Genomic DNA, 12,377 nt, shown 5'->3' on the forward strand with positions numbered 1-12,377 from the left:
ATGCGGCAGGCGTCATGAACCGTTCACGGCGGCGTCATCGGACCATCATGCGTCCTGACCACAATCGGCGGCAGTTCAACCCGCGGAGATCGCCATGTCCGCCGTATTACCGCTACTGGATCGATTGCACCGCACCGGCCGTTTCGCCTACGGCTTCGCCCAGACCGATGCCGACCTCGAGGACAGTCTCGCCCTGCGGCATCGCGTGTTCGTCTCGGAAATGGGCGCTCAAGCCCACGGCGGGCCGAACCGTGAAACCGACGCGCTGGATGCGTATTGCCTGCACGTGATCGTGCGCGATGCCCATACCAGGGAAATGGTCGCCAGTACCCGCGTGCTCACGCACGAGGCGGCAATCGCGGCCGGCGGCTTCTACTCGGCCCACGAGTTCGATATCGATCGGGTACTGGCCTGCCCTGGCCGCTTTCTCGAGATCGGGCGCACGTGCGTCGCCGCCGAACATCGCCACGGCGGCGCCATCACGGCGCTGTGGTCGGGCCTTGCCGAGCTGGTGCGCAGCGATCATTACGATCATTTGATCGGCTGCGCGAGTATCGATCTCCGGGATGGCCTCGGCCACGCGCATGCGATCTGTCGACGCATCCACGCACAGGCCGCCAGCGATGCCACCCGACGCGTACGACCGTATCGACAGCTGCCGCCTGCCGCCGAGGCACTGCCGGGCTCTGTTTGCCTGCCGCCTTTGATCAAGGCATATCTGCGTATTGGCGCGCGGGTCGGTGGGCCACCCTGTCACGATCCGGATTTCAACGTCGCCGATGTCTTCATGCATCTCGATCTCGGCGCGCTGACGCCCCGCTATGCCCGGCATTTTCTGGGCGCGCCGAAAGACATGGCCACGCCCGGTCGGCGGCTGGCGCGCGTTGCGTTATAAAGACAGCGGCCGCGGCCTGGCCACGCCCTGTAAGCTGTGCCCTTTTATCAAAGGGCAAAGGACGACGTGGGCGATCTGATCAACGTGGTGCTGCTGGGCATCATCGAAGGCATTACAGAATTTCTGCCGATCTCAAGTACGGGTCATCTGCTGATCGCTGAGCGCTGGCTGGGCCAGCGCTCGGATCTGTTCAATATCGTGATCCAGGCCGGCGCCATCCTGGCGGTGTGCCTGATCTATCGGGCGCGGCTGGTACAACTGGCCACCGGCTGGCGTGACCCCGGGGTGCGCGATTACCTGGCCAAGCTGGCCACGGCATTTCTGATCACGGCAGTTCTGGGGCTGATCGCGGTCAAGACCGGCTTCCAGCTGCCCACGGAAATCCACGGCGTGGCCTGGGCATTGATCATCGGCGGCATCTGGATGATCGGCGCCGAACAGATCGCCGCCCGGCGCCCCGAGTCGGCCCGCGTGACCTGGACGGTCGCTATCCTGGTCGGCCTGGCGCAGATGGTCGCCGGGCTGTTTCCGGGCACCTCACGTTCCGGAGCGACGATCTTCGTCGCACTACTGGCCGGCACCAATAATCGTAGTGCGGCCACCGAGTTCGCTTTTCTGGTGGGCATCCCGACGATGTTCGCGGCCAGCGGTTACGAGCTGCTCAAGCAACTGCATGCGCCGCATGCCGCCGCTCATGTGGACTGGACCGCGGTGAGCGTCGGTTTCATCGTCTCGACCATCGTGGCGTTTGTTGCCGTGAAATGGTTGCTGACGTTCATCCAGAGCCATCGATTCACGGCATTTGCGATCTATCGCATCATCTTCGGTGCGGCACTGTTGCTCTGGCTCGGCGCCTGATGCTCGACAGAGCCGCCGGCTCGACAGGCGCGTGATTGACCACGGCCGGGCCCGGCCGCGCGACATCAACGATCGTGCGAAGGCTGGGGCTGTCAGTCGCCGCTGGCAGCCACCGGCGAATCGAGCCGACCGGCATGATTCGTCGCGGCGGGCGTCGCCGTCACCAGATCCAGCAGATGCTCCGGATCGAAGGGCTTGCGCAGGAACGACATCGCACGCGGCCCCGGTGAGGCGAGTGCTTCAGGGCCGTGCTGGCCGCTCATCAGCACCAGATTGACCAACGGCGTCTCCGCGGCCTGCTGCCGGCAGAGCGACTCGCCGCTCATGCCCGGCAGAACCCAGTCGATGATCAGGCAATCGAAAGCCGCGCCGGCCGCCGAAGCGCGGAGGAAATCCTCGGCCGAGGCAAACCGCTCCGCGCCGAATCCGTCCGATGCCAGCAGCGACAGCACGGAGGCTGCAAAGCCGTCGTCGTCCTCGATCACCGCGATCCGTGTCGTCTTTCGCATCGATGGCATGACCTGGACTGCTCGATTGGAAAAGTGGCCACCCGTGTCTGACATACCGGGCGGTGAACCGCCGGCATCCGGCGTCTCGCAAGGTGCAATCCGGACGACCGCGCCCAGCGACGCGCCCCAAGACTGCCGCAATAGACAAATGACTGCACGTGAGCCGCCTTGTCCCGATGCATCCTGACGGAGTTCCCACACGACCCGGATACGGGAAAACGCATAGAGCCGGCGCGACGCACCGCCCGGCCTTGGTTGGGCTGTCGAGCCTATGCAATCTCCCCTAGGGCGTGTTGAGGTTTCGTGCGAGTCCGCGCCAAACGCTGTTTTGCGGCAAGACGAGGCATAGCAGGCATAGCGTGTCATTCTGCGCCAGCGTGCTAGAACGCTGGATTGCCGTCGTATTTTTGATTTTTGGGCGCAACCCGACGGGACGGCGATCATTTTTCCACAATCCGGCGTTGTCGTTCGCGACGCGAGAATGACGGCCGTACGCGCCCGATGCCTTGTCTTGCGAAAACAGGCCTTAACATGAATACCCGAGACGTCGGCGCGATTGAGGTCGATACGGCGATGCCCGCCGCCCCCGTCCGGCAACAACACGCCCGGCGCTGGCCCGCAGGCAGCCGGATTGGCAATATTCACCGCAAGACGGACTTGCCGATCGCCCGTGCCGGGTACGGCTGATTTCGACGCATGAACAACCCAGAGGGAGACCACCGGCATGGCATCGGAAACGTTCGAGCCGACAGAGGACGCCGCATACGTCCATCGACAGCTGCAACTTCTGGCCGACATCTCCGATCAGGCCGTGGCCTATCTCGATACACGACGCCGGTTCCGGCTCACGAATACCGAGTTCGATCGACGCTTCGGCGAACCGCCGAAAAATCGTCATGCCGGGGATTTCTTCGAGGGGGTGTGCTCCCCGGCCGTCGACGAATATCTCAAGCGCGCCGTCGATTCCGGCGAAAGCCTCAAGGCCCAGCTCGATTGCAGCAGCCCGGAGGGCGGTGGTACCGATCGTCTACGGCTCAAGGCCGTGCCGCATCTCAACGAGGGCACTGTCGTCGGCGTCTTCGTCAGCTTCCACGAAACCGAAACGCGGCACTCGAGCGAAACCACGGACGATCACGGCCCTCTCGACCCGGCGGATGCGCTTCGCGATCATCGCGAACGCATGGCCCGGCTCGGCGAAATGGCCGCGGGGCTCACGCACGAGATTCGACAACCGCTGGCCGCGATCATCAATTATGCGGGCGTGCTCAAACGCCGGCTGCGCAATGACCCCGCGGCGGAGGCAATCACCGGCCTCGCCGACCATATCGTGAGCCAGGCGCGGCGGGCCGACAACATCGTGGCCAGCGCACGCAGCATGGCCGGCAAGGGCAAGACGCCTCGCATCGAATTCGACATCATGCGGGTGGTCGAGGATTGCATGGGCCTGGTCGAGCGTCGCGCCCGCAAACTCGATGTCGATATCCGCATCGGCAGTCAAGCAAAACTGCCGACGCTTCAGGGCAACCCGCATCAGGTCGAACAGATTCTCGTCAACCTGCTCAACAACGCGCTGGATGCCATGAACGATGCCGACAAACGCGTGCTGAGCATCGACGTCGACACCGTGGCCAGCACTGACACGGTGCGCGTTCGCGTCAGCGATACCGGCCCGGGCATCGACGCCGACCGAGCTCAGCGCATCTTCAACAGCATGGAGACCACCAAACACGACGGCATGGGTATGGGGCTGTCAATCTCCCGTGCGCTGGCCGAAAGCCACGACGGCAAACTGTGGCTTGACACCCAGGCCGCCGAAGGCGCTTGCTTCGTACTCGATCTGCCACTGGCTCTGGCCGAGATCCCCGACACACAGACAGTCTCGGCCTGACCACCACCCAACAGGCCAGCCCGTCAACGTTCGTTGCATCGGTCGTACGACCACAGGCACCCGATCACGGTGGATGACCGGCGCGACGCGATCAGGCGGGTGCCAGAGCTGCCCGCGTCATCCCACGAGCACCAGCGCCAACGTCGCAATCCCCAGCAGTATCGTGCCGAGCGTCAGGCTGCCGACCACCCCGGGCGCGGCCAGCGGAGACGGCAACGGCCGTTGCACGAGAACCCGTCGACGGCGCCGGCTCATCGTCAGCGTCAACACGAACAACGCGAGCGCCAGGCCCACGGCGATCCCCTGGAGCCACAGCGGCCCCGTCAGACGATGCTGCATCAGCAGCAGACCGCCGTTGACCGCACAGGAGAGTGCTGTGCGTGACCAGGACAGATCGGTACGCTCGGCCTGCAGTCCATCCTGGGATACGACCGGATCCGACATCACGCGCCGTTGACACCGTATGTCAGCGCAAACGCCATGATCAGCACCCCGACGATGACCACGCCGCCGGCCAGCAACCACGGCAATAACGTCGAGGGCAGTGGTGCATCACACCGCATGGCCCTCTGGGCCGACCGCCATCGCAGCGCGCTGCCGGCAACCACCGCCACACTCAATATCGCCAGCATGGCCGCCAGCAGCTCACGGGCATGGGGAATACCGAAATCGGGCACCAGCTGCGTGATGGCCACTGCCCCGGCCAGCAACGCCAGCGCGGTCCGGATCCAGGCGAGAAAAGTCCGCTCGTTGGCCAGCGTGAACCGATAATCGGGCTCGTGCTCCTTGGCCGGTTCGTCGGATTCGCTCATGCGTTGCTGGAATATCGATATGCCTTGACGCTTAGTATGCGGCCTGATCCGGATCACGCCCAAACGCCACCACAACCAGCCCGACCGCGTCATGCGGTGCGACGGCTGGATCGCACCGCCCACGACACATCAAGTGATCCCCGCGCCAGGGCTCGCGCACCGGTGCATCGAGGCCGGTGACGCGGTGGCCGACCACCATCCGCCAATGGACGACCGGCGCGATCTATAGCACTATGAACACCCGCTGACGCATCCGACTAAGGTCTAACAGCGTAAGCGAGACAGGCGCAAGGAGAACGGTTGCGCGACACCGCCGCGATCGGTGGCATCGAAAGCCGTTCGCCCGACGCCCGAGATGCGGTCGCCCGGCGGCCGGCTTCGCTCAACCGTGGAATCGTGTGTCCATGAAAATAGGTAATCTAAGCTCCGGACTCAGGGCCTTTCTGGGGCTGCTGCTGATCGCCGTTCTGGCCGGCTGCAGCAATAGTCCCGTCCAGGATCCGCTGTGGTTTCTTCATCCCAACGGCCCGATCGCGCGCGCATCGATCTACTATCTCGTCGTCGATGTCCTGCTGCTGCTGATCATCATCGTTCCGGCCACCGCCCTGGTGATCTGGACGTTCTGGCGCTATCGGCGCGGTGGCGGCGGCGAATATGACCCGACGTACAACCACTCGATTCCGATCGAAGTCATCGTCTGGGGCATTCCTCTGCTTCTGGTCGCTGTGCTGTCCTACTTCAGCTATCAGGGCGTCAAGGATGTCGAGCCTTATAGTCCGCAGGCGCTCGACTCTGTCACGGCCAAGAATGGCGGTCAGAAACCGTTGCATATCGACGTCATCTCGACCGACTGGCAGTGGCTGTTCATCTATCCCGATCAGCACGTCGCCCTGGCCAACCGCCTGGTGGTGCCGACCGGACGCAAGATCGAGATGGATCTGACGTCCACGACCGTGACCAACGACTTCTACGTGCTCAAGGTCGTCAACCAGATCTACATGATGCCGGGGATGCGCACCAAGCATAATTTCTATGTCGAGCGTCCCGGCACTTACCAGGGCTTCTCGACCGAGTTCTCCGGGCCCGGTTTCTCGTGGATGAACTACAAGATGCAGGTCGTCAAGCCGAAGCAGTTCGACCAGTGGGTCCAGCGCGCTCAGGCCTCCGGCAACCGCATGCACTGGCAACAGTTCCTCCAGTTCGCACAGCCGACGATCAACACCGGCAACGCCTGGAAGATGTACAGCGATGTCGAACCGAATCTGCTGCGCAAGACCATCCACGCGGTCAACACGGGTCAGCTGAACATCAAGTGGCCGATGCGGTTCTCCGAAGAGATGACGTCGCCGGAATTCGAGCAACGCTTCGGCACGGGTGACGCAGAGTCGAGCCCGGACGGCACGACCGCCGACGAGCCCCAGAACACTCCCGATCGATAAGGGCGGCAGACACTATGTTTATGGACGTACAAGGACCATCGAACGCGCTGTTCGGGCGCCTGCCGATGATCCTCGACCTGCACTACAACAATCCGTGGATCATGTTCGCCTTCGCCCTCGTGGTGATCGGTGGCATCGGTACGGTAGCCGCCCTGACCTACTTCAAGAAGTGGGGCTGGCTCTGGCATGACTGGCTGACGACGGTCGATCACAAGAAGATCGGCATCATGTACATCATCGTCGGCCTGATCATGCTGTTCCGCGGCTTCTTCGAGGCCGCCATGATCCGGACCCATCAGGCGATGGCCGTCGGCCCGGATTCTCCCGGCTTTCTGGGTGCCGTCCACGGCTATCTGACCCCATTCCATATCAGCGAGATTTTCACCGTGCACGGCACGCTGATGATCCTGCTCGCGGTCACGCCGATCCTCGTGGGTTTCATGAACCTGATCGTGCCGATCCAGATCGGCGCCCGGGACATGGCCTATCCGTTTCTCAACGCCGTCGGCCTGTGGCTGACCACCGCCGCGGCCGCGCTGTGCATGATCTCACTGTTCGTCGGCTCGTTCTCGCATGCCGGCTGGGTGGGCCTGACACCCCTGACACAGCTCGATCATTCACCGGGCGTGGGGGTCGACTACTGGATATGGCTGATACAGATCAGCTCGATCGGCAGTACGTTGGGCGCGCTGAACCTGATCGCCACGATCCTCAAGATGCGCGCCCCGGGCATGTCGTTGATGCGCATGCCGATCTTCTCCTGGACGACGCTGGCCACCAACATCATCGGCCTGACCTCGTTCCCGTTGCTGACCGTAGCCCTGTTCCTGCTGACCCTGGATCGCTACATCGGCACGCATTTCTTCACCGCCGACGGCGGTGGCAACTTCATGATGTACACCAACCTGTTCTGGCTCTGGGGCCACCCGGAGGTGTACTTCGTCGTTCTGCCGGCCTTCGGCTTTTTGTCGGAAATCATCCCGACGTTCTCGGAAAAGCCGTTGTTCAACCACACCAGCATGATCGCCGCGACCATGGGTATCGCCGGCGTCTCCTGGCTCGTCTGGCTGCACCATTTCTTCATCATGGGCGCCGGCCCCGAGGTCAATACCTTCTTCTCGGTGGCCACGATGCTGGTCGGCATCCCGACCGGCGTGAAGGTCTTCAACTGGGCCTTCACCATGTACAAGGGTCGCGTGCGGCTCGAGACCCCGATGCTCTGGGCCCTGGGCGCGGTGCTGCTGCTGATCGGCGGCGGTATGACCGGCATGATGCTGGCCATCCCGGCGATCAACTATGTCTCGCATAACAGCGTGTTCGTGGTCGCCCATTTCCACAACATGTTCCTGATCATCGCCTTCGCGATCTTCGGGGCCGTGACGTACTGGTGGCCCAAGGCCTTCGGTTTCCGTCTCGACGAGCGCCTTGGCCACATCTTCTTCTGGTTGTTCTGGGCCGGCTCAGTGTTCGTCTTCGTGCCGATGTATGCGCTGGGCTTTCTGGGCATGACGCGACGTCTCGACTACATCGCGCATCCGTCCTGGTGGCCGCTGCTGGCACTGGAAGTGGTAGGCATTGCGCTCTACATCGCCTCCGTTGCCGCCTTCGTGCTCCAGATCTATGTGTCTTTCCGGGATCGCGAACGCAATAAGGTCACGACCTCGGACGCCTGGGAGACTTCGCGTAGCCTCGAGTGGGCCGCACACTGCCCGCCGTCGTTCTACAACTTCGCGGCAACGCCGATCGTCCATTCCAACGACGAGTGGGCCTGGCGTCGTGAACACGGCGTGACGAGCGTGGTACCGGAGAAATACACATCGATCCACATGCCGAAGAACTCGATGGTTCCGGTCGTGCTGGGTGTGCTGTTCATCATCTTCGGCTTTGCCGGCACGTGGCGTATCGGCTGGATGTTCTTCGGCTCGATCATCGCCATCACGGCGGTGTTGATCTTCCGGATGTTCCAGAAGGACATCGACTACAACATCCCGGCCGAGGACGTCGAAGCCTACGAGCGCGAGAAGCTCAAGTCCGTGGATCGCGCCGCACAGGACAACGTCCATCAGACCGGCGAAATGGGCGATGCCGGAACCGACAGCCCGGCCCACGGCTAGTCACGGAGTAGCAAGCAATGTCTATTGATCAGAACAAGGTCTCGGACACCAGCGATATCCAGCTCTATGCCACCGAGCCGGATCATCACGACTCGATCAGTCTGCGCTCGATCGGTTTCTGGCTCTACATGATGAGCGACGCCATGATATTCGCCGGGCTGTTCGCAGCCCACGGCGTGTATCTAAACGCCTACGGCACCAGCGACATCACGGCCGGCGACGTCATCGAACCGGTGACAGCGCTGCTGCCGACCCTCATCCTGATGCTCAGCGTGCTGCTGTTCGGCTTTGCCAGCGTCGCCCTGTCGCGCGAGGACAAGGCCGGCACGCTGCGCTGGATGGGGGCCTCGCTGGCACTCGGCGTGTTCTTCCTGCTCGACGAGGCCGCGGAATTCGCACGGCTGGCGCTTGACGGCGCCACGCCGCAGGCCAGCGCCTTTCTCTCGGACTTCTGGACACTGATCTGGGTCCACGGCGCGCATGTCTTCTTCGGCCTCATCTGGATGGCCGCACTGATGATCCAGATCGCGCGTGATGGTTTCACCGAAGGCAGCGTCGGGCGTTTCATCAACCTGCGTATCTTCTGGTTCTTCCAGGCCCTGATCTGGGTCTGTGTCTACACCTTCGTCTATCTCATGGGAGTCAGCTGATGGCACACCACGACCAACATCCGCTCGATCATCCCGAGGTTCAGGCCAGCAGCACGCCGAAATACGTCTTCGCCTTCATCCTGGCGATGGGCGTCATGATCGCGTCGTGTCTGATCACGGTCGTCGGGGACATGAGCCAGCTGGCCACCCTGACCTGGATCGGCGTACTCGCCCTGATCGCCGTCATCGGACAGCTGTATTTCCTGTTCAAGCTCGATACGTCGAAGGCCATGATCTGGCACACGGTTTCTGCCGCGGCCACGATACCGCTGTTCTTCATCGCGATCGTGCTGACCATCTGGATGTTCCATCATCTTGAGATGCGCGTCATGCTCGGCGCCGGTTAGCCTCGCGCGGCCGGTCCGCCGTTTGAAAACCCCGCCCGGGTAAACCGGGCGGGGTTTTTTGTGCCCGTGAGGCGCGCACGATCAGACCGATCGACGGGCGGACCACCGGTCCGCCGCTGCCCATACACAATGATGACGCGGCCGGCTCAGTCCGTCTTTAGCTGTCCCGGCGAACGAATCGATTCGACCAGACGCTGTAGTTCGGCGCTCGGCGGCCGTGTCACGGCACAGACACCGAAAGCCACGGCGAAATTGATGGCCGCACCGATTGCACCGAAGGCCTCCGGCTGAAGGCCGAACCACCAGTACGTTGCCGTGTCCGGGAACAGATTCGTACCGGGTATGAAAAAGACCCCCTTGAACAAGAAGATATAAGCGATTGTGGTGCCCAGGCCGGCCAGCATGCCACTGATCACCCCCTCTCGATTCATGCGCTTGTAGAAGATACCGAGCAGCAGCGCAGGGAATATCGACGAGGCCGCCAGACCAAAGGCCAGCGCCACCACTTCGGCCGCGAACCCCGGTGGATTGATGCCGAGATAACCGGCCACGAGAATCGCACCGATCATGGCCAGGCGGCCGGCAAGCAACTCGCCTTTCTCACTGATCTGCGGCATGACCATACTCTTGAGCAGATCGTGTGATATGGCCGAGGAGATAGCCAGCAACAGACCGGCGGCGGTCGACAGCGCCGCGGCGACACCGCCGGCTGCAACCAGCGCGATCACCCAGGCCGGCAGGTTCGCGATCTCCGGGTTGGCCAGCACCATGATGTCGCGGTCGACCGTCGTCAGCTCGTTCCCCGCCCAGCCGTAGCCCGCTGCTTCGTCAGCGAAGGCCGGATTCTTATCGTTGTAGTACTGGATTCGCCCATCGCCGTTCTTGTCCTCGAACGCCAGAAGCCCGGTGTTCTCCCAGGTCCGGAACCAGTCCGGGCGCGCCGCATAATCCAGATTGGCATTGGCCGCGCCGACCGGGGCGCTCTGGACCGTTTGCATGAGATTGAGCCGGGCCATCGCGCCAACCGCCGGTGCGGTCGTATAGAGAATAGCGATGAAAACCAGCGCCCAGCCGACGGATTTACGCGCATCGGCAACCCGCCGCACCGTGAAAAACCGGATGATGACGTGCGGCAGACCGGCCGTGCCAAGCATCAGGGACAGCGTCAGCAGCGCGATATTGAGCGTCGAATGTTCCGGATCGGTGAACCGGTCGAATCCAAGGTCAGTGATGGTCGCGTTGAGCTTGTCGAGCAGGTAAAGACCGCTGCCATCGGCCAGCCGGGCACCGAGCCCGATCTGTGGCAACGCCACGCCGGTCAGCTGGATGGAGATGAAGATCGCCGGCACCGTGAACGCGAAGATCAACACCACGTACTGGGCGATCTGTGTGTACGTGATCCCCTTCATACCACCGAGCACGGAATAGACGAAGACCACAGCCATGCCGATGAGCACGCCGGTCTCGAATTCCACTTCGAGAAAACGGCCGAAGGCCACACCCACGCCTTTCATCTGGCCGATGACATACGTGATCGAAGCCACGATCAGACACAGAATGGCCACCGACCGCGCCACGTTCGAGTCGTAGCGGGCACCGATGAACGCCGGCACGGTGAAACTGCCGAACTTGCGCAGATACGGCGCGAGCAACAGAGCCAGCAGAACGAATCCACCGGTCCAGCCCATCAGATAAGGCGAAGCGTTGTAACCCAGAAAAGCGATCAGGCCGGCCATGGATATGAACGAGGCCGCGCTCATCCAGTCCGCAGCCGTTGCCATGCCGTTGGCGACCGGGCCGACGCCGCCGCCGGCAACATAGAAATCGTCGGTGCTGCCGGCTCGCGAAAGAATCGCAATCACGAAATACAGAACAAAGCTGCCACCGACGGCGAGATAGATCCACGTTTGCGTATCCATCGCCCTAGTCCTCTTCCGAGACGCCGAAGCGGCGATCCAGCGCATTCATGCGCCAGGCATAGAAGAAGATCAGCCCGACAAAGACATAAATCGCGCCCTGCTGCGCGAAGAAATAACCCAGCGGATAACCGCCGAGCTGGACCTGGTTGAGCGTGTCCACGAACAGAATGCCGCAGCCATAGGACACGACGAACCATACAATGAGCAGCATCGACAGCAGACGGAGATTGGCACGCCAATAGGCCCGTGCCGGGGAGTGTTTCGAATCACGCACGGCTTTTTTTTCTTGTGGATATGGTAATCGCCAATTTCCACGGCACTCGAAGCACGCTCAATACGACATTTATCTAGGTTTTATGGTGTATTTTGAAGCTATTTTTCGGGAATCATGAATTATGAAACCGATATCCGATCAGAACTCGCGCAGCCTCTTATACCGCCTGATCGTGAATGATTCGGAACCGACAAAACCGACGGTCGCGCGGAGCGTGCCGAGAGAAATACAGCCCTAGGGCCTGTTGATGTTTCGTTCGAGCGCCGCGTTGGCGCCACAAATCGTGTCCTGCAAGGCGCGAGTCGCAGGGCGCCCATCGTCGATTTTTCATGGGCGGCCCAACCCGAAGGGACAAGCGCCTCAAAATCAAAAACACGACGGCAATACAGGGTTCTAGCAGGCTGGCGCAGAATGACACGCTATGCCTGCTATGCCTCGTCTTGCCGCCCATCGTCAATTTCAGGGCGCACTTGGCGCGGACTCGCACGACACATCAACAGGCCCTGGGCCGATCACGTTTTCAACATCTACGACCGAGCACAAAAAAGCCCGGCCGAAGCCGGGCTTTGTCATATCGGGTTCGCGCTGCGCGATCAGCCGCCCGCGCGCTGGGCCTTGTGCTCGCGCCGACGGGCATGCAGCACCGGCTCGGTGTAGCCCGACGGCTGTTCG

Annotated in this window: 13 protein-coding genes; 8 read left to right on the forward strand and 5 right to left on the reverse strand. The window is 62.2% G+C overall.

Annotation, left to right across the window (positions count from 1 at the left end):
- The first annotated feature begins 94 nt into the window (after window positions 1-94).
- Both D3260_RS16080 and D3260_RS16085 read left to right on the forward strand, forming a co-directional pair.
- The gene (locus tag D3260_RS16080) at window positions 95-895 is read left to right on the forward strand and encodes a GNAT family N-acetyltransferase (RefSeq protein ID WP_120099631.1); all 801 of its coding nucleotides are present in this window, start codon (window positions 95-97) and stop codon (window positions 893-895) included.
- A 66-nt stretch (window positions 896-961) separates the two neighbouring features.
- Window positions 962-1,753, forward strand: a complete 792-nt coding sequence (locus D3260_RS16085; protein WP_120099632.1) for an undecaprenyl-diphosphate phosphatase — start codon at window positions 962-964, stop codon at window positions 1,751-1,753.
- A gap of 92 nt (window positions 1,754-1,845) precedes the next feature.
- Here D3260_RS16085 and D3260_RS17575 read toward each other — a convergent pair whose 3' ends face one another.
- On the reverse strand, window positions 1,846-2,262 hold the full coding sequence (locus D3260_RS17575; RefSeq protein WP_158583577.1) for a response regulator: 417 nt from the start codon (window positions 2,260-2,262) through the stop codon (window positions 1,846-1,848).
- 531 nt (window positions 2,263-2,793) lie between these two features.
- Here D3260_RS17575 and D3260_RS17580 point away from each other — a divergent pair.
- Together D3260_RS17580 and D3260_RS16095 are read left to right on the forward strand one after the other, a co-directional pair.
- Window positions 2,794-2,949, forward strand: coding sequence for a hypothetical protein (locus D3260_RS17580; protein ID WP_158583578.1), 156 nt, complete (start codon window positions 2,794-2,796; stop codon window positions 2,947-2,949).
- A gap of 37 nt (window positions 2,950-2,986) precedes the next feature.
- Window positions 2,987-4,150, forward strand: a complete 1,164-nt coding sequence (locus D3260_RS16095) for an ATP-binding protein (RefSeq protein ID WP_120099633.1) — start codon at window positions 2,987-2,989, stop codon at window positions 4,148-4,150.
- Window positions 4,151-4,267: 117 nt separating this feature from the next.
- On the opposite strand, the gene D3260_RS16100 is transcribed toward D3260_RS16095, so the two are convergent.
- Together D3260_RS16100 and D3260_RS16105 are read right to left on the reverse strand one after the other, a co-directional pair.
- Window positions 4,268-4,594 carry a DUF202 domain-containing protein gene (locus D3260_RS16100; protein WP_120099634.1) on the reverse strand — a complete coding sequence of 109 codons (327 nt, stop codon included), beginning with the start codon at window positions 4,592-4,594 and terminating at the stop codon, window positions 4,268-4,270.
- A complete protein-coding gene (locus D3260_RS16105) occupies window positions 4,594-4,962 on the reverse strand; it encodes a YidH family protein (RefSeq protein ID WP_120099635.1) in 369 nt (122 codons plus the stop codon). Before D3260_RS16105 ends, D3260_RS16100 begins: the two co-directional genes overlap by 1 nt.
- 404 nt (window positions 4,963-5,366) lie before the next feature.
- Here D3260_RS16105 and D3260_RS16110 point away from each other — a divergent pair, with 404 nt between their 5' ends.
- From D3260_RS16110 to D3260_RS16125, 4 genes are read left to right on the forward strand one after another with little or no spacing between them, the layout of a single operon-like run.
- Window positions 5,367-6,401 (forward strand): ubiquinol oxidase subunit II, encoded by a 1,035-nt coding sequence (locus D3260_RS16110; RefSeq protein ID WP_120099636.1) that lies wholly within the window; start codon window positions 5,367-5,369, stop codon window positions 6,399-6,401.
- 14 nt (window positions 6,402-6,415) lie between these two features.
- On the forward strand, window positions 6,416-8,515 hold the full coding sequence (locus D3260_RS16115; RefSeq protein WP_120099637.1) for a cbb3-type cytochrome c oxidase subunit I: 2,100 nt from the start codon (window positions 6,416-6,418) through the stop codon (window positions 8,513-8,515).
- A 17-nt stretch (window positions 8,516-8,532) separates the two neighbouring features.
- A complete protein-coding gene (locus tag D3260_RS16120; RefSeq protein ID WP_120099638.1) occupies window positions 8,533-9,165 on the forward strand; it encodes a cytochrome c oxidase subunit 3 in 633 nt (210 codons plus the stop codon).
- Window positions 9,165-9,512, forward strand: a complete 348-nt coding sequence (locus D3260_RS16125) for a hypothetical protein (RefSeq protein WP_120099639.1) — start codon at window positions 9,165-9,167, stop codon at window positions 9,510-9,512. The genes D3260_RS16120 and D3260_RS16125 overlap by 1 nt, the downstream gene beginning before the upstream one ends.
- A 146-nt stretch (window positions 9,513-9,658) precedes the next feature.
- On the opposite strand, the gene D3260_RS16130 is transcribed toward D3260_RS16125, so the two are convergent.
- Window positions 9,659-11,431 (reverse strand): sodium:solute symporter family protein, encoded by a 1,773-nt coding sequence (locus D3260_RS16130; protein WP_120099640.1) that lies wholly within the window; start codon window positions 11,429-11,431, stop codon window positions 9,659-9,661.
- A 4-nt stretch (window positions 11,432-11,435) separates the two neighbouring features.
- Complete coding sequence (locus D3260_RS16135; RefSeq protein ID WP_233544114.1) at window positions 11,436-11,705, reverse strand: DUF4212 domain-containing protein; 270 nt, start codon at window positions 11,703-11,705, stop codon at window positions 11,436-11,438.
- Between the last annotated feature and the right edge of the window lie 672 nt (window positions 11,706-12,377).

The sequence above is a fragment of the Salinisphaera sp. Q1T1-3 genome, from assembly GCF_003602005.1.
Classification (GTDB): domain Bacteria; phylum Pseudomonadota; class Gammaproteobacteria; order Nevskiales; family Salinisphaeraceae; genus Salinisphaera.